General features: G+C 68.7%; 16 protein-coding genes. 5 read left to right on the top strand and 11 right to left on the bottom strand.

Translation table 11 applies throughout. The annotated features are described in order from the left end of the window. Positions 1 to 21: 21 nt before the first annotated feature. The 6 genes from ABIA33_RS20885 to ABIA33_RS20860 form a co-directional block, all read right to left on the bottom strand. A complete protein-coding gene (locus tag ABIA33_RS20885) occupies positions 22 to 1,056 on the bottom strand; it encodes a hypothetical protein (protein WP_370083862.1) in 1,035 nt (344 codons plus the stop codon). Further along, entirely contained in the window at positions 1,056 to 1,658 is a 603-nt protein-coding gene (locus tag ABIA33_RS20880) for a DUF5819 family protein (RefSeq protein WP_370083861.1), read from the bottom strand. The genes ABIA33_RS20885 and ABIA33_RS20880 overlap by 1 nt, the downstream gene beginning before the upstream one ends. A 144-nt stretch (positions 1,659 to 1,802) precedes the next feature. Next, positions 1,803 to 2,186: a hypothetical protein gene (locus tag ABIA33_RS20875; RefSeq protein ID WP_370083860.1), complete on the bottom strand. Its 384-nt coding sequence runs from the start codon at positions 2,184 to 2,186 to the stop codon at positions 1,803 to 1,805. Positions 2,187 to 3,037: 851 nt separating this feature from the next. Beyond that, complete coding sequence (locus tag ABIA33_RS20870) at positions 3,038 to 3,706, bottom strand: transcriptional regulator (protein WP_370083859.1); 669 nt, start codon at positions 3,704 to 3,706, stop codon at positions 3,038 to 3,040. 107 nt (positions 3,707 to 3,813) lie between these two features. Continuing rightward, complete coding sequence (locus tag ABIA33_RS20865) at positions 3,814 to 4,866, bottom strand: DUF3048 domain-containing protein (protein WP_370083858.1); 1,053 nt, start codon at positions 4,864 to 4,866, stop codon at positions 3,814 to 3,816. 274 nt (positions 4,867 to 5,140) lie between these two features. Beyond that, positions 5,141 to 6,448, bottom strand: coding sequence for an MFS transporter (locus ABIA33_RS20860; protein ID WP_370083857.1), 1,308 nt, complete (start codon positions 6,446 to 6,448; stop codon positions 5,141 to 5,143). 631 nt (positions 6,449 to 7,079) lie between these two features. On the opposite strand from ABIA33_RS20860, the gene ABIA33_RS20855 reads away from it, so the two are divergent. The 3 genes from ABIA33_RS20855 (at position 7,080) to ABIA33_RS20845 (ending at position 11,892) form a co-directional block, all read left to right on the top strand. Continuing rightward, a complete protein-coding gene (locus ABIA33_RS20855; RefSeq protein WP_370083856.1) occupies positions 7,080 to 9,710 on the top strand; it encodes a hypothetical protein in 2,631 nt (876 codons plus the stop codon). A gap of 207 nt (positions 9,711 to 9,917) precedes the next feature. After that, positions 9,918 to 11,657: a proline--tRNA ligase gene (locus ABIA33_RS20850; protein ID WP_370083855.1), complete on the top strand. Its 1,740-nt coding sequence runs from the start codon at positions 9,918 to 9,920 to the stop codon at positions 11,655 to 11,657. A 52-nt stretch (positions 11,658 to 11,709) separates the two neighbouring features. Beyond that, complete coding sequence (locus ABIA33_RS20845) at positions 11,710 to 11,892, top strand: hypothetical protein (protein WP_370083976.1); 183 nt, start codon at positions 11,710 to 11,712, stop codon at positions 11,890 to 11,892. A 33-nt stretch (positions 11,893 to 11,925) separates the two neighbouring features. Here the strand turns inward: ABIA33_RS20845 and ABIA33_RS20840 are convergent, their stop codons facing one another. Beyond that, entirely contained in the window at positions 11,926 to 12,831 is a 906-nt protein-coding gene (locus ABIA33_RS20840) for a hypothetical protein (protein ID WP_370083854.1), read from the bottom strand. Between the two features lie 143 nt (positions 12,832 to 12,974). On the opposite strand from ABIA33_RS20840, the gene ABIA33_RS20835 reads away from it, so the two are divergent. Further along, positions 12,975 to 14,141, top strand: coding sequence for a helix-turn-helix domain-containing protein (locus ABIA33_RS20835; RefSeq protein WP_370083853.1), 1,167 nt, complete (start codon positions 12,975 to 12,977; stop codon positions 14,139 to 14,141). Continuing rightward, on the top strand, positions 14,138 to 14,680 hold the full coding sequence (locus tag ABIA33_RS20830) for a hypothetical protein (protein WP_370083852.1): 543 nt from the start codon (positions 14,138 to 14,140) through the stop codon (positions 14,678 to 14,680). The genes ABIA33_RS20835 and ABIA33_RS20830 overlap by 4 nt, the downstream gene beginning before the upstream one ends. A gap of 184 nt (positions 14,681 to 14,864) precedes the next feature. Here ABIA33_RS20830 and ABIA33_RS20825 read toward each other — a convergent pair whose 3' ends face one another. The 4 genes from ABIA33_RS20825 to ABIA33_RS20810 all read right to left on the bottom strand — a co-directional run bounded on the left by ABIA33_RS20825 (position 14,865) and on the right by ABIA33_RS20810 (position 17,579). Next, entirely contained in the window at positions 14,865 to 15,365 is a 501-nt protein-coding gene (locus ABIA33_RS20825; protein WP_370083851.1) for a GNAT family N-acetyltransferase, read from the bottom strand. A 46-nt stretch (positions 15,366 to 15,411) separates the two neighbouring features. Further along, a complete protein-coding gene (locus ABIA33_RS20820; protein ID WP_370083850.1) occupies positions 15,412 to 15,651 on the bottom strand; it encodes a hypothetical protein in 240 nt (79 codons plus the stop codon). A gap of 281 nt (positions 15,652 to 15,932) precedes the next feature. Next, complete coding sequence (locus ABIA33_RS20815) at positions 15,933 to 16,619, bottom strand: peptidylprolyl isomerase (protein ID WP_370083849.1); 687 nt, start codon at positions 16,617 to 16,619, stop codon at positions 15,933 to 15,935. A gap of 279 nt (positions 16,620 to 16,898) precedes the next feature. Then, positions 16,899 to 17,579: an alpha/beta fold hydrolase gene (locus ABIA33_RS20810; RefSeq protein ID WP_370083848.1), complete on the bottom strand. Its 681-nt coding sequence runs from the start codon at positions 17,577 to 17,579 to the stop codon at positions 16,899 to 16,901. Positions 17,580 to 17,592: the final 13 nt, after the last annotated feature.

Below are 17,592 nucleotides of genomic sequence, written 5' to 3'. Positions count from 1 at the left end.
GCGCCGCAGCGTCGGGACTGTTCACGCACGTGTCTCTTCTCGCAGGTCCAACGGCGGGGCCACGCTTCCCGACGGCAGCGCGGGTGCTCGCTGTGGACGTCTGGTCAAGCGCTTGCGCAGCGGAGCGACCTGTATCCACAGCGAGCGGTAGTCCTCGTCGCGCATCGCCGTACAGTCTGCCCCGATCATGATCAGACCGAAGCACACCAGCCCCATGAACGCCATGATCCCCAGATGCAGCCCCTCCAAGGAGAGCGTCTGCGCCTTACGGATCCAGGCCTTACTGCTGAGAATCGCAAAGGGGAACGCGAGTTCGATGAAAATCGTCACATAGGACACCGCAGTCCCGATGAACGGGTTCCCCATCAGGTGCGCATAGGTCGTCGACATGGCGAATCCGTTGATCCGGCTGACGTAGTACATGGCCACGCCCTGCTGCCACACCTGCCCGGCGATCTTCCAATAGCCGGACGCCAAATACACGATGGCGACCTGAAACACGATCAGGTAGGCGCCCAGGTTGTGCAGGGCGGTGCCGAACGTCGGCCCCGGTACCTGGCGCAGCGCGGCGCGGCGTGCTTTTGCCCCAGGTGCGAAGTACCCGTTGGAGACCGTCAGCAGCATGAAGAGGATGAGGATCTGGGCCAGGTTGTCGCCGCCCTCAAGGATGTCCTGGTTCCTGTTGTGGAGTGACCACATCAAGACCGCCTGCACCAGCGTCAGGATCCGGCCACCGAAGACCATGAACAGGGCGGATGCGACGATCGTCAGATGGAACAGCAGTTCGAACCACGCCTCGGAGTTGCTGACGAAATACAGCGAGAAGCCCCAGCGCGGCAGGGCCGAGGACGCAGCCTGTGGAGAGTCGTAGGAATGCGGCCCCCAGAAGAACTGGCGGTGTCCGTAGTCGGAGAGGCAATACAGGATTGTCGCAAATCCGATGATGATGCGCAGGAGCGCGATCCCTATGAGTCTCCGCTCCTGGCAGGACACGGCGAGGATGAGCCTGTCGACCCTGCGCGAAGCGGCAGCAGAAAACGTGCGAAATTTCTCCATCAGTCGGCCACCCCGGAAACATAGGGCATCCAAGCCGTCTGCAGCACACCCTGGACCGGCTGCTTCGGAGCAGGATGCATATCCCGCTCCGAGAAAGGCGTGATGGGCCGCTTGTCGAATGTCGCCCGGACCGCGATGATCTGCGCATCCGGATACATCGTGCCGGCTCGGATGGAGAGGAAGCGTTGTAGCTCGACGAATTCGGCGGCGTAACGCCTCGAGAGCGCATCCTCCAACGCAGGCTGCTGAGCCTTCGGCGCCTTGAGTGCGTCATTCAGCCCGTTCGCGTAATTCGTAAAGCTTTCCTGAAGGGCCAGGAGTACACCAGGCAACTTGGTCGGCATCACTCGGTTGCTCCGCGGCATCCGATCGATCGGCTCTTCGATATCCACCGGGATCGTCGTCGTTTCTCCTTCCGAATTACCCGCCTTCAGCTTCACGTCCATCATCAGAATGTCATTGACGGTCGAGGGCGCCGGGGCGAAGAGCATCCAGTCCTGTCCGAAATACGGGTTGATCACGGCGTTCACCGGGGTCGCCAGGCGGGTCTTCGCCGGCGACGCGGGAGCGTTGTACACCAGGCAAGCCAAGGTGTAGAGCACGACCGGGACAAGGGACAGCAGGACCGAGGCCCTGAGTCGAACCGAGACTGGTGAGCGCCCCCCGGCGGAAGGAGACGGGACCATCCCGCCGCCGGGGGGCTCATTCACCACAAGTGGCGAACCCACAGTTGTCATCTCAGACGGTCAGTGGGCCGCATCGAACTGCGTGTCGGCGTTCGTGGTGCGCGGCGCCAGGGCTCCGTTGGTGATCGGGACCCCGCTGCTGCTCGACGACGACTCGCTGCTGCTGGACGACGACGCGGCGGCCACCGTGGTGGCGGCCTCCCACGCGGCAGCCCCCGCCTTCGCGGTGAAGCCGGCCACGAAGGCCCCACCCGCGACGGCAGCGGCCTTCTTCGCCCAGTCGCCCAGGAACTGCGGCTGGGCCCCGTGTGCGAGCAGCGTCGCCGAGGCGGGGGCCGTCTTCGGCAGGGTCGCCGCAGACGCGCTGGAGCCGGCCATCGAGATGGTCGCTCCGGCAGCCAACGGGACGACGACCGCTGCGGCAACAATACGCTTGAGCTTCATTCTCGTCCTTTCGCTTGATTCTCCGAATATGCACCGAGCTTCGCCGGCCAATCCACGCAACAGGGACAGGGACGTGATCGTCCCAGGAAATCCCTGCTGCTCGCCCAATATCGCCGATCAGCATCCGCCCAGGATCAGGGAATGGGACCGGTTGGAAATTTGGGCGGCATGGCCTGCACGCGAAGCCTCCTCGCGGCCATTCAGTCCGAACTGCCTCGACAGCATCGGTCAACTCACTCTCAACCGATGCTCGCCGAGGAGGGACGACCGGGAGGAAGAATCTCACGAGTTCCTGGAGTCGGGTGACGTACTACTCCTTCCCCCGTGAAGGTTGCATCTGGGACCCGGCTCACCCAAGCCGAGCCCCTCCGCAGGCATGACATTAACAAGGCGCCACAGTCGAATGCAACATGACCGGACTCGAAGAAATCGCCGTCGAATCCTCAAGCAATCCTCAAATCCACCCCTGCGCCGTACACGCCGGAAGTGCGCGGCCGACGCCATTGCTCCTGCTCAAGCCTTGTGACGCCAGTGATGACTGAGGCCGGTGAAGCGGATAACAGTCGTCCGATTCAATGGATCGGAAAGATCATGTTCCACTTCTCCCTGAAAGTTTATGACTTCTTGATACGTGTGCGTATTTCCTGACGCGTCAGAGCTGTACCGATCAACTACCAGCAGCTCGAGTAGCCGGGAGCTGAAACCGGACAGCCCGACAGCCCGACAGCCCGACGGGCCGACCAAGACGTCGCCGTGGCCGGGCCACTCGTGCTCTACCGGCTCGCGGGACTGATGTGAACGACGCGACGCCGGTAAGCAGGCGCTCGTCGCCTCGCACCTGCTCCAGCCGGTCAGCTCTCCGGCGGGTCGAGGTCCGCCAGGGTGTTCCAGAACATCAGTTCATAGCTCTGCAGAAGGCGCCCGTAGCCGAGAAGCTCAGCTGAGGCTGAGCCTTCGGGGAGGGCTCGCTCCACCACGGCCAGGGCCTGGGCTTCGGCCTCCGGGGCGGGCGCGGCGAAGAAGTCGAAGAAGGCACAGGCCCTGTCGTCGAAGTCGTAGTAGTGGCGCAGCGCGTGGGCTGCCGTGGCGCAGTATCCGCTCCACGTGGCGAAGTTGGCGGCGAGGGCGAGCACCACCCCGGCCGGGTCGCCGTTGAGGGCCAGCCAGGCCATGTACGCGGGGTAGGCCTGACAGCCCGCCAGCGGTTCCCGCGCGAGCAGGGCGGCGGAGTCGAGCCCGCAGGCGGTAGCGAATCCCCCGAGCTTGTCCAGGGCCAGACTCTCTCCTGCCGCCAGCCCGGCGAAGTACTCGCCGCCCGGGTTGTCCGCGCAGCGGGCGGCCAGGACCAGGAAGCTGCGCCGGTCACTCGCGATGATGCGCCACTGCTGCGCGGCGAGTTCCGCCAGAACGGCCGGCGAGGCGCTGCCCTCGGCGATACGCGGGATCAAGCGGTTGTCCCCCTCGCGGAGCGCCAGTTGCCGACGGACGCTCTCCAGCAGCCCGGCCGCGCTCTCGGTCATGGTCCTCCCCTTCGCCGTGCCTTTGCGCCAGCGTAGGACGGCCGCTGCGGGAAGCGTGGGCACGACAGGCGCAGGCCATCCGAACGGATGACCGCGCGGACATCAGCTCACTTGGGCTCGAGAACGATCCACACCTGGCCCGCATGGAAGTTCATGCGCTGCCCGGCGTAGCTGAAGGTGGTGCCGCTGCCGGCATCGGGCCGCGACCAGGTGCCGTCGTACGCCTTCCCGTCCCGCAGCACGATCGCCTCACCGCCGCCGACGGTCGGCGCGTAGGGCGACAACTCACCCGGCGTGTCCATGAACCCACGCGGGGACGTGGTCTCGGCAACCTTCTGCACCACGATGGTCGGTGCACCCATCTGCCCGGCGTCCGTGGACCGGGCCGGCGCGCCGTCCATCGCCACGAGGTACTTCCCCCGCGCGGCAGACCAGGTGAACGTGAAGGAGGCCGCCGGCATCCTGGCGGCATAGGACGCGGCGGGGACGCCGCCGGCCGGCGCGTCGCCGAAGCGGAATCCGATGTCCTGGGCCGGCGCCGAGTCGGGGAATTGGCGCAGGATGCCCGAGGGCACCGTGTACTCGTTGTAGGGCGGCACGTTGTTCTGGCCGCGGAAGAACGAACCGGCCTGCTGCGGCGAGCAGTTGAACACGTTCGCCGCGGCCAGGACCGGAAGGAACCTGCTCAGCGCGCCGGAGTACACGAAGTCGACCTTGCCGTACTGCTGGAGGATCGGCAGATCGCTCTCGCGGGCGCTGCGCACCGGACCGATGGCGTCGCCGGGTGGTAGGTGGTTGGCGTCGTAGACGGCGAGGAACCGGGAGAGCCCGCCCTCGACCTCGATCGCGTAGACGACGTCAGCGGAGTTGACTCCGGTCTGCGGACGGGCGTTGACGATGTTGTCGATCTTCACGGCGAGGATGCGCCCGGCCTGGCCGGGCAGGCCCGTGAGGGGGGACGTCGGCGTCCCCGGCTGGGTCGGACTTGACGGTGGTGGGGCCCCCACGGGAGGAGAGGGTGCGGGAGGCGAGGAACGGCCTCCCGGGATGGCGAGCACCACGCCGATCACGGCGGCGATGACCAGGACCGAGAGGGTGGCGACCCTGGCTGCGAGGGACAGGGACGTCCACCGAGCGACTGCCCGTCCGAGTCCGCTCATGATCCCGCGATCACCTCCATGTCCCGTTGCTGCATATTCTCGCCCGGCGACCGCAGAAGCGGATACCGGCGCGCGGAGCCAGAGCGCGGCGCACCACCTGGACCGCGACCGCGGGTATCCGCTTTTGCGGCCAGCGCGCGGATCCGGAACGTGGCGCACCATCTGGACCGGGACCGCTTGACTGGGGTTGGCGCACCGTTGCGGTGGCGACGGCCGGGACGGCCCGGCCGTCGCGGTGGCGACGCGCAGAGCGGCCCGACGCGGCCGCTCGGGCTCAGCGCAGCCCCGCGGGTTCGAGGACCGAGGCAGCGGAGCCGGGGACCGCGCCGGCCACTCTGCGACCGGCCGCCGCGCGGGGCGCGAGCAGTCCGCGCCAGGAGACCAGCGCCGCGAGGCCGAGTGCTGATCCGGCCAGGGGCACTAGGAGGCCGCCCGTCGGCCCATGCCGGTCGATCACCTGTCCGGCCACGGTCGAGCCCACGGCGAGGCCGAGTCCGATCGCGCCGGTCAGCCAGGTGAACGCCTCGGTCTTCGCGCCCGCGTCCACCAGCGCCTCGACCAGCGTGTACGCGGAGATGAGGGTCGGCGCGATGGCCAGACCGCAGCACAACCCGGCCAGCGCGAGGGCGGTGAGCGAGGGCATCGCCCAGAGCGTGGAGCAGCCGAGCACCAGCAGGGTGTACGAGGCAAGCATCCGGCGCTGGGGTGAGCGCCGCCAGGACACCATGCCGAAGACCACTCCCGCGCACATGCTGCCGCACGCGAACAGGCCGTACACCACGCCGCCCATGCCCGGGCGTCCGGCTGCCTCGGCGGCGGCGGTGATGGAGACCTGCAGCGCGCCGAAGACCGAACCGACGCCTAGCAGCGAGCCGGCAAGCAGTCGCACGCCGGGGTGGGCGAGGGCCGAGGCGCGGCGTGCGCGGGACGCCGCGCGTACGGGAGGCGCGCTGCGGCGTTGGAGCGCGAAGGCCAGGCCGCCGACCACGGTGAGCGCGGCCTCGGCGACGAGACCTGCGGCGGGCGCGACGATCGTGCCGAGGGTTGTGGCCAGGACCGGGCCGATGACGAAGGTGAACTCGTCGGTGACGGACTCGAACGCGAAGGCCGTGGAGAGGCCGGCCGACGGCTGGTCCCGCAGCACGTGCAGCCAGCGGGCCCGCACCATCGCACCGATCTGCGGCACCGACGCGCCTGCCGGCACTGCGGCGGCGAACAGCGTCCACACCGGCGCATGGCCCAGCGCGAGGGCGATCAGGACCGCGACGGCGAATCCGTGCACGACGATCATGGGGAGCAGGACGGCGGCCTGGCCGTGGCGGTCGGCCAGGCGTCCGGTCTGCGGGCCGACGGCGGCTTGGGCGACGGCAGCCCCGGCGGCGACCGCCCCGGCGAGGCCGTAGGAACCGGTGGTGTCGACGACGAGCAGCACGATGCCGAGGCTCAGCATCGCGAACGGGAGGCGCGCGGCAAAGGCCGGGACGAGGAACGTCCACGCGCCGGGTGTGCGCAGCAGTGTGCCGTAGCCGACGCGGGTGCCGACGCGGGTGGAGGGAGGTGTGGCCTGAGTGGTGCGGGCCATAACGGAACAGACTTCCTGCCGCCTGGTAGCGCCCGGGGTCGTAGGGTGCCCGGGGCGCCGAGTGTCGTCCTCTGCGCGTCGACCGGGGTTGATACCGGACCCCTGCCGCGTATGCGGGCTTGGGGCCACGGCCGCCGAGCGGTCGGGCCGACTCTGCATCAGGCAGATGTTGCGTGGTCTCGGTGAGCAGCCACCAGTGTAGCGGGCCGACGGCGCGAGCCCGGACTTCCCCGACGGGAGCCAAGACGGACGGTCCGCTACGACTTCCGCAGACCGTCTGCGGCCGATTCATCCGATGAACTGTCCCCTGCCGGATCCAATCTCGACCACATCTGGATCTGCCCGACCTCCCGGAGAATCTGCAGATCACGGGGCGGTCCGGCAGCCAGGCTCACCAACTCTCGGCGCTGACAGGGGCCGCCACCGCTCCACATGCCCGGAAATTCGTCCTGTTCGGACTCTTGTCATGCCCAGCCGCACCGCCGTAGCTTTCTCGGCGTCCGGGATAGATCCGATGATTCTGTGCGCGGACTCGATGCGGATTCGATGCGGACTCATGACGCCCCGGCGCGCCGTCCACCACGCCCGAACGTCCTTCACTGCGCCGCCCTGCCACCCCCAGGAGTCGCCCATGTCGACACGACGTCGTGTCGCCGTACTGTCGTCCGGCCTGACCGCCGGTGCCCTGTTCATCGCCCTCGCGGGGCTGCCCGGCACTGCCGAGGCAGCCGCCGGCACCGTCTACGCGTCACCCGGCGGCTCCGGCAGTGCCTGCACGAGCAGCGCGCCCTGCAGTCTGACCGGGGCTCAGAACCTGGTCCGCTCGGAGGTCGGCACGATGTCCGCCGACCTCACCGTCTACCTCCGCGGCGGCACGTACCAGCTCTCCACGCCGATGTCCTTCGGCCCGCAGGACTCCGGCCAGAACGGCCACAAGGTCGTCTGGGCCGCCTACCCGGGTGAAACCCCGCTGATCAGCGGTGCGGACAAGGTCAGCGGGTTCTCGCTCTACGACAGCGGGAAGAACATCTACCGCGCGAGTGTCCCGGCGGGCACGCAGAGCCGCCAACTGTTCGTCAACGGATCCCGCGCCGAGCGCGCCCGCGGCCCGCTGAATCCCAGTGGGTTCACGCTCTCCGGTTCGAGCTTCAGCACCGGCGACGGCGCCTACACCTCGTTCACCAACCAGAACCAGATCGAGATCGTCGACAACAACGCCTGGAAGCAGATGCGTTGCCCGCTGCAGAGCGTCACGCCGACGAGCGGCGGCGGTTCCAGCCTCAACGTCGACCCCGCCTGCTTCGCCAACAACAACACCCGCGTGCCCAACCCGGGCTATCCCTTCAACGGCGCGGGCCTGCCGACGCTGAACGGCATCAGCTGGATCGAGAATGCCTACCAACTGCTCACCCAGCCAGGGCAGTTCTACCTCGACAGCGCGGCCGGCCAGCTGTACTACATCCCCCGGTCCGGGGAGAACCTCGGCACCGCCGACGTCGAACTGCCGGTGCAACAGAGCCTCCTGGACCTCTCCGGCACCCCGGGGCACGTCGCCCCGGTCAACGACACCGACCCGAACGCCGTCTACACCGGCCCCTCGTGGTTCACCAACACCGGCCGCGCGTTCGGCGATCTAGGCGGTGACGTCCACGCCGCCACCACCAACGGCGACTCGGTCAGCTACACCTTCACCGGCACCGGCCTGCAGGTCCTCTCCGAGGTCAACTCGGACGAGGGCAGCATGGACGTCTACGTGGACGGGACGAAGACCGGGACCGTCTCCGCCTCCGGAGCCACCCGGCTCGCCCAGCAGCCTGTGGTGTCGGTCACCGGCCTCGCGAAGGGCACCCACACCGTCAAGGTGGTCAAGACCTCGGGGACATACCTCCTGGTCGACGCCTTCACGGTGATCCCGGACACGGTCACCCCGGTCCACGACCTCACCTTCAGCGGGATCACCTTCGCCTACGCCACCTGGGACCAGCCGACCACAAGCGGATATGTCGACAACCAGGCCGGGGTGCTCTGGGACCCGGCCACCCACGCGCCGATCCGGATCGCGGCCGCCGTGCAGGTCCACCGCGGCAGCGGCATCACGTTCACCCAGGACGCCTTCCAGCACCTTGGCGGAACCGGCGTCGACCTCGCCGACGGCACGCAGAACTCCGCCGTCACCGGCAACCTCATCACCGACACCTCCGGCGGCGGAGTCTCCCTCGGCGAGGTCGACGACTACTACCAGAACCAGACCGCGCTGATGACCAGTGGTGACACGGTGTCGCAGAACACCATCAGCCACGTCGGCCAGGACTACCAGGACGCCGTCGGCATCTGGGCCGGCTACACCCGCGGTGCCGTGCTCGCCGACAACGACATCGGCTACACCCCGTACTCGGGCATCTCCCTCGGCTGGGGCTGGGGTTGGGCCTCCTGCACGCTGCTGGGCACGACCTGCCACCACGGCACCATCTACGCCGGCGGCAACCAGATCCTGAAGAACTCGGTTCACAACGTCATGGGCGTGCTGCACGACGGCGGCCCGATCTACACCAACGGCGGACAGGGCGGTGGCGACAGCAGCCAGACCTCGGTCCTGGCCGGCAACGTGGTCGCCGAGGGCAACAACACCAACAACATGCTCTACCAGGACGAGGGCAGCTCGTACTGGAACACCCACGACAACGTCGTACGGTTCGGCGGCCAGAACTGGATCGGAATGTGGATCAAGACGATCCACGACATCACCATCCACGACAACTACTCCGACAACGCCGCCTACAACAACAACGGCACCAACATCACCTTCAACCAGGCCACCATCGTGAGCGGCGGAGCCTGGCCGGCAGCAGCCCAGTCGATCATCGCCGCTGCCGGTCCGACGGGTCAGTACCGTCAGACCACAGGCCGGATCGACGACGACGCCCTCTCCATCGCCTACACGGGCGCCTGGGCAGCCAGCGGCAACCGCGGCTACGGCGACTACCAGGACGGCGTCCACTACACCCAGACGGACGGCAACTCCGTGACCGTCACCTTCTACGGCACAGGAATCGAGTTCGTCACCGAGACCAACTCCGACGAGGGCGTCGTCAACGTGTCGCTGGACGGCACCTCAAAGGGCACAGTCAACGCCAACACCCCCACCCGCCACGCACAGCAGACCCTCTACAGCACCAGCGGGCTGCCCCTCGGCACCCACACGCTGACCCTGACCAAGGCCGGCGGCAGCTACCTCCTGGTCGACGGCTTCGACATCAGCTGAACCCGTCGCCGCCCCACGCTGTCTCCCGTGGCGGTCGGCCCGGACCTGAACACCAGGCCGGGCCGACCGCCACGGGCGTGCTGCGCCGCATCCACAACGGCAGGGTTCGCCCCAGGCCAGAGGACTAGAATGCGGCTTCTGCGGCGTTGGACGCGTGACCGCCGTCGCGACGCCCGCATCGTTCACCGAGACGAAGGTTCCCGATCCATGCGCTGGTCCCAGCTGTACGTGCCCACCCTCCGCCAGGACCCCGCCGACGCGGACGCGGTGAGCCACCGCCTCCTGCTGCGCGGCGGTTACATCCGTCAGCTGATGGCCGGCCACTACTCGCTGCTGCCGCTCGCGGTCCGCACCCGCGCGAAGATCATCGACATCGTCCGCGACGAGCTCGCCCGGATCGGTGCGCAGGAGTTCGTCCTGCCGACCATGCACCCCGCCGAGATCTGGCACAAGTCCGGGCGCTGGGACGTCATGGGCGAGGAGATGTTCCGCCTCAAGGACCGCAAGGGCGCCGACCTCGCGCTGGGCATGACCCACGAGGAGATCTTCACGACGCTCGCGCAGGAGCTGCGCTCCTACCGGGACCTGCCGCAGACCTGGTACCAGTTCCAGACCAAGTTCCGCGACGAGCCCCGCCCCAAGAGCGGCCTGATCCGGGTCCGCGAGTTCACCATGAAGGACTCGTACAGCTTTGACCTCGACGAGGCCGGGCTCGACGACGCCTTCAACCGCCACCACGCCGCCTACACCCGCATCTTCGCCCGCCTCGGAATCCCCGCAATCCCGGTCCAGGCATCCAGCGGCAGCATGGGCGGCAGCGCCTCGGTCGAGTTCATGTGCCCATCCGACGCCGGCGAGGACCTGATCGTTCGCTGTACCGGCTGCGGCTACGCCGCCAACGTCGAGAAGGCCACCTCCCGCCTCGCGCCGGTCGTCGACGCGCCCCCGCTCGACGCGCCTGCCCTCGACGCACCCGAGCCCTTCGACACCCCCGACGCCCGGACCATCGACGACCTCGCCCGCCTGCACGGCGTCACCGCCGAGCACCAGGTCAAGACCCTCGTCTACGCGGTCGACCAGCAGCTCACCCTGATTCTCATGCGCGGCGACCACGCGCTGGTCGAGCAGAAGCTGATCGACACGCTGGCCGCGACGACCGTCCGCCCAGCACGCCCCGAGGAGATCCAGGCCGCACTCGGCGCCTCGCCCGGCAGCCTGGGCGCGGTCGCGACCTCCCTCCCTGGCAGCGCCGACCTGGTGATCGTCGCCGACGAGGCTCTGCGCGGCCGGACCGGAATGACCACCGGCGCCAACCGCGACGGCGTCCACCTGCGCGGCGTGGACCTGACCCGCGACATCGCGGTGGGCCGCTGGGCCGACCTGCGCGAGGTCACCGCCGGCGAGCCCTGCCCGACCTGCGGGACGGCCCTCGACGTCGTCCGCACGGTGGAGATCGGCCACATCTTCAAGCTGGGCCGCAAGTACACGGAGGCCCTTGGGGTGTCCGTGCTGGGCCCCGAGGGCGACCGGGTGGTGCCCATCATGGGCAGCTACGGCATCGGCATCGAGCGGGCGCTGGCCTGCATCGTCGAGTCGCACCACGACGACAAGGGCATCATCTGGCCCACGAGCGTCGCACCCTTCGAGGTCGCCCTGGTCACCCTGGGTAAGGGCGACGAGGCCGTCGCCGCCGCAGGCCAGGACCTCTACAAGCAGCTGACCAGCGAGCGCGTCGAGGTGCTCTGGGACGACCGCGACGAGCGCCCCGGCGTGAAGTTCAGCGACGTGGAACTCGTCGGCATCCCCTACCGCATCACCCTCGGCGCCCGCGGCCTGACCGCGGGGACGGTCGAGGTCACCGTCCGCGCCACCGGCGAGACCACCACCGTCCCGCTCGCCAAGGCAGTCCAGTACGTCCGCGCACTCGTCCTGGACGCCGACGAGTAGGAGGACGAGTAGGAGACGGTGCGAGCGGCTCAGGACCGGACGACTGGGTGGCATGCGGATCGGGGGGTCGTGGCGAAGGCTTCCAGGCGGGGCCGGGGGCGTCGACGCCTACGCCCGCCGCGGCGAGATCGCCGAGGCCACCCCCGACGCGGTCGACATCTCCGAACGGCCCCTCGCCCGCCGGATCGTCGAAGAGGAGCAACTGCGCCTCGCCCCAGTTCACGACCTGTCCTGAGGCTGCTGCAGAGCGCGGAGCGCGGATCCGGTGCTAGGCCAGGGCGCGACGCTCGGCGCGGAGCGCGGCGGCCGCGTCCAGCAGTTGGGCTGCGGTGCGGCGTTCGGAGTCGGACGCAGACTCGGACTCGGACTCGTACTCGGACTCGACACCGTGGTGTTCGGCGACCAGGTGGCGTCGGAGCAGTTCCGCGCCGAGCTGCGGGGAGCGGCCCTGGGCTGCACGCAGCAGCAAGTGGTCCTTCTCCTTGGCAGGCAGGGCCGCGATCCACTCGGCGAGTCTCGCCTCGTCCGGTTCGGCCGGCCCGGTGGTGGCAGGACTCGTCCTTGCGGCGGCGGCGAGCAGGTCGGCGTCCACCCGCAGGAAGTCGGCCAGTGCGCGCTGCGGGGCGGTCAGTTGTCCCAGTCCCGGAGGAACCAGCGGTTCGAGCTCCTCCTGGTAGGCGTCCTCGTCGTCGTCCTGGAGTTCCCACACGGTCAGCGCGGACAGCCAGGCGAGGTAGAGGGCCCGCAGGTCACCTGAAGCGAGCTCGCCGCGGATACCGACGATCGGAGCGAGGGAGTCGTCGACGTCCTCGTTCCAGTCCGCCTCGCCGCTCTCGTCGCTGCTGGTCAGGCTGAGCACGAGGTGCTCCCCGCTGGTCCACGCCTCGATGCTGTCCTCGATCAGGTAGGGGCCCACGGTGGGCAGGTCGAGGAGCTGCACCGGTAGCCGAAGCATGACCTGGTGAGTACCCCAGTTCGCGAGGTAGAGGTGGGCGTCGTAGTAACGCTCCATCAGACGGCGTGGATCGCCCTTGAAGTCACCCCAGGAGTAGCTGTTGGTGAATCGGGTCGGGGTGATCCGCGCCCTGGTCGAGAGCGCTCGCACCTGCGCCAACTCGTCCACGTCCAGCGGCCGGTCAATGGCGAGGAACTCGTAGTACTGGTACTCACTCACCGCCGCACCCTATCGTCTGCGGCCTGGTGGGCGAGGTGGTGTTCTGGTGAACGTGATGTCCTCTGCTCCACACCCCTGCTGGCGGGTGTTGCGGCCAGCCTCCGCTCTTGCGATTTTCGCAACGCGCCAGTAGGCTGGTCGTCATGGACGAGACTGTTTCCGGCCGCGTCCGCGCGGTCATCCACGCAGCCTCCCTCAGCCAGGCTGCCTTTGCTGATCATGTGGGTCTGAGCCCCGACAAGCTGTCCAAATCCCTCAGCGGCATCCGCCGGTTCACCTCTCTCGAGCTTGCGCTGATCGCCGAAGCAGGCCAGGTGACTGTCGACTGGCTGCTCACCGGTAAGGAGCCGCTCCGCCCCGCTCTTGCCGCGCGGACCAGCACGGCCATCGCAGCAGGGCGCGACGGCATCGCGGAGGTGACCGACCGCTTCACCTCCGCGTACGACGTCCTGGATCTCCTGGGCCGAAGCCCCGCCCTGCCCGCGCTCCCCTCCGTCGGCACAGACCCGCCCGGCAACCTCGACCAGGGCGCGGCGCTGGCCGATGCGGCTCGCGAACTTCTCACGTCTGCTGGCGCCGGCACCATCGCCGAACAGTCGACGGACGATCTTCTCGCCTCCTGGGAACGCGCCTTCGGCGTGGACATCGCGATCACCCGCCTGCCCTCCGGCGTGGACGGGCTGGCCTGGCAGGCCGACCACTTCCGGCTCATCCTGGTCAATCGCACCGACCGCTGGACCAGGCAGCGCTTCACGGTCGCACACGAGTTGGGGCACCTACTCGCCCGGGACGCACAGGACGTACTGCTGGAAGCCGAAGTCGCCCCGGGGCGTCAGACCGAGGCAAGTGAGATCCGCGCCAACTCCTTCGCGGCGAACCTGCTCCTCCCCGAGGACGAACTGCGCGCGGCGTTCAACGCCACCGACCGAACGGACGACTCCTTCAGCCGACTGGTCGTCAGATACCGTGTATCGCCGAGCGCCCTCGCCGCCCGGCTCAAGGCACTCGGCCTCATCGACCAGCCAGCACGTGACAGGCTCCGCCGCCTCACCACCGCCGACTGCCACGCCAGTGCCGGCTCCATGCGTGACTACCTCCAGCAGGCGACCCAGGCCGAGCGGGAGCGCTTTCCGCTACGGCTGGCCGGCGGTCTCTACTCCGGCTACCGCGAAGGGGACACCACGCTGCGCCCTCTCGCCGCGCTACTCCAGACCGACGTCGACGATCTTCTCGACCTTCTCGAGCCGCCGACGCCGGACCTGCCCAATGATGTGTCAGCCTTCGAAGGGGACATGGTCTTCCAGCCGTGAGCACCTGGTGGTTCCCGGACAACACCGTGCTGTGCAACTTCGCCGCCGTCGATCGTCTCCCGCTGCTCAAGGAGGTGCTTGACGGCAAGGGCCGCTGGACTGAAGCGGTCGCCCACGAGGCCCTCCTGTCAGCTCGCCACTTACCACTCCTCCGCACACTGCCGCTGGACGGATGGCTGGGCGATCCGATCGAGATCGACGACGAAGGGGAACGCCAGGCCGTCGAGCGAGTCCGTCGATCGGTCTTCCACGGCGACCGGGCAGCCCCCACCCAGCACCTCGGCGAGGCCCAGACCTGCGTCCTGATCACCTCACGCCGCGAGTTCCGCGGCTCCGTCTGGATCACCGACGACCGCTCAGCGGGCACCTTCTCGCGCCGTAAGGGCATCAGAACGCGGGAGACCATGGACCTCATGGCCCTGGCCGCGAAGACCGGCCTGGTGAAGCCAGCGGAGGGACACCGCCTCCTCCACGCCATGACCGCGGCCGGACGCCACCTCCACCACATCAGCTCTCGCCCCGACGACCTGCTCCACTGAGAGCCCGGTGTCAGCCCAGCCCCAACTCCTGATCGAGTCGGGTGAGCTCGTCTGCAGCGTCCTTCCGCCTGCGGTCGTCTTCGCCCAGGTACTCCCTCAGGTCCTCGAAGAGGACCCTGCGATGGTGCCCGACCAGCACAAGGGGAATGCCATCCCGCAGCCGGGGCACCGGCAAGATCGCGGTCTACGGCTGGAGAACCAGGTCGCGCTGATACCAGGTGCCCGGCTTACCGCCGAGGCTGGCCGGATCTGCCGGGCCGACCGGGACGAACCCAGCCTTGGTCAGCACCTTCTGGGACGCGGCATTGGCGCGGGCGGTGGCTGCCCGCAGTGTGCGCAGCCCGTGCCGCGCCGCCGCCAGCCGGCACAGTTCCCGGACAGTCGCGGTCGCCACGCCGCAGCCGGCGACGTGCTGCGCGACCCGGTAGCCGAGCACGGCGGTGCCGTCCTCGAAGTCGTACAGGTTGAACCGGCCCAGAACCGAGCCATCCTCGGCGACCAGCACATAGAAGGCGCCGAGGCCGGCCTCTTGCTCAGCCAACAAGGCGCGGTGCCGGTCAGCGAACTGGTCGAAGAACTCGTCGCCACGGTCGGAGACCGAGGCAGCGAAGTAGGCGCGGTTCGCCAGCTCGAAGGCCAGGACCGACGGGGCATGGCCAGCATGCAACTGCTTCAGCTCGGGCACTGCGCAACTCTACCCAGACGGCACGCCGAGGCCACCTGAGTTTCCTTCAGCGGCAGGCAGCCCCATGACCAGGGCATATAGCGATGCTCTGAGCCTTGCGCAGCGCGGCGAGCTCATGGCCTCGCTCGGCATCGACCATCTGGGCTTTGATGGACTCGATGCGCTCGCGCTTGTCGGGAGTGGTGTCGGCCGTGAGGTCAGCCATGTCGCCAAGCTTCATCGCTATCCGCAGGATCACGGTGGCCGTTAGGGGGCTGAAGCGCCCGCGTTCATCAATGGCTATCACGAACGTAGGGCACAAGCCTACGGTGGTGTTTCATGGCGCGCACAGCAGTTGGGATACCCCCTGGCCTTGGCGCAGCGCCACAACCGGGTCGTCCGACCGCGGGACGTGCTCGACTGGCCGGCACCCTTCGATCCGATGAACATCGTCCGAAGAGTGGCGATGTCCCTCCCGGGCCGCCGCAGGCCCTGTTCGGAGGCAGGTCTTGCCAGCACCGTGCGGCTGGCAAGACCTCAACAACCACGCAATGGCCCCGGCCGAGGCCGCGCTCGCAGCTCGGTTCGTCAGTGTCGGCTGATCACCACCTGGCTGATGTCGACCGGGAGCGTCGGGAAGCCGTCGCCGGGGCCGTTCTGGTCGTCCTCACCGGCGGCGGCGATCTTCTGCAGGAGGTTGAGGCCGCCGGTCACGCGGCCGAACGGGGTGTAGAGGGGCGGGAGTTTGGTGTCCTTCCAGACGAAGAAGATCTGGCTGCCGTTGGTGTTCGGACCGGCGTTGGCCATCGCGACAGTGCCGGCGGGGTAGGTGGCGCCGGTCAGGTTCTCGTCGTTGAAGGAGTATCCGGGGCCGCCGCTGCCCGTGCCGGTGGGGTCGCCGCACTGGAGTACGTAGATGCCCTTGGTGGTGAGGCGGTGGCAGTGGGTGCGGTCGTAGTAGTCGTGCGACGCCAGGAAGCGGAATGAGAAGGTCGTGCACGGCGCCTGGGCGGTCAGTGCCTGAAAGACGATCAGGCCCTGGCTGGTGTGGAGCCTGGCGTTGTAAGGCTGGGCGGCCTTGGCGGCGTCGAAGACGGGGATGCCCTTGAAGCGGTCGGCCGGGACGGCCGGGACGAAGCCGCATCCCGGGGGCGTGGAGGATGGTACAGCGGCAGCGGCCGGGTGCGGACCCGCCCCTGTTCGCGGCCCGGGACCGTGGGCCTGCGCCGCTCCCGCCAGGCTCAGGACCAGGGAACCCGCGGCGGCGAGAAGCATCCATTGCCGGTGCATCATTGAAGGACCTCCGGGTCGTTGTGGTGGTCGTGCGAGGACCCGCTGCTGTGCGCAGCTGTCCCCGCTGTCCCACCCGCACGAGTTGTCATGTCCCCAGTGCCCTTCCCCTGCCGACGGCGACCTATACGTCCGGCTGTCACCCCGTCAGGAGGTGGCGGCCAACGCGCCATCGCGAGCGTGCGCCACTCGGCCCTAGGTCCGGGGCGGAGTCGTGGTCCCCTGGAGACACGCTGAGGGCTGACGTGCCGTCCTTGGCGGCCGTCAGCGCGTGATCGTCGCCGCGATCTCCTCGATCGATGCGGCGATGGGTTCGGGGTCGGTCAGCATGGCGAGGTGGTGTGCGGCGCGGTACACGACCAGCCATCCCCGATGCTCGGCCTGGATGGCCTCGGAGCGGTACGCCTCACTCAGTTGCAGGTAGGCGCAACGGGAGGGTGCGAGCTCTGGTTGCACGGGTGTGCGCTCTTGCAGGTACGCCAGGGGGATCTGCGGGATGTCGGCGAGGAAGCGCGACCGTGCGTGCGGGTCGGGCAGGAGTTCGTCGACGGCGCCCGGCGGGAACCAGGCGTCCCAGCGTGGCAGCAGGCCGTTCGGAGCGGCCAGGGCGCGCAGCTGGGTCGACAGCTCCGGCGGTGCCGTGTCGAACCAACTGAGGCCGGGATAGGGGAGCAGTGCGTCAACGAAGATCGTGCCGACGACTGTTGAGGTGATGCCGGAGGCGAGGGCAGGCAGCACGCCGCCGGCGCCGCTGTGTCCGACCAGGACGATGTCCGCATCGGCGCCGTCGACCGCTTCGGTGACGGCGGCGGTCATGGTCGGGAGATACGGCGGGGATCCGCTGAAGGCGCCGGCCAGCGAGGGCACCACGACAGCGTGACCTCGCTCGCGCAGCGCGGCTGCCACGGGCTGCCAGGTTGCTGCCCCGACCAGTGGGCTGTGCACCAGGACCAGGACG

The organism is Streptacidiphilus sp. MAP12-16 (genome assembly GCF_041262165.1).
In the GTDB taxonomy this organism is placed as follows: Bacteria; Actinomycetota; Actinomycetes; order Streptomycetales; family Streptomycetaceae; genus Streptacidiphilus.
The sequence above is the reverse complement of the archived record's forward strand: the minus strand, read 5'-3'. Positions and strand labels throughout refer to the sequence as shown.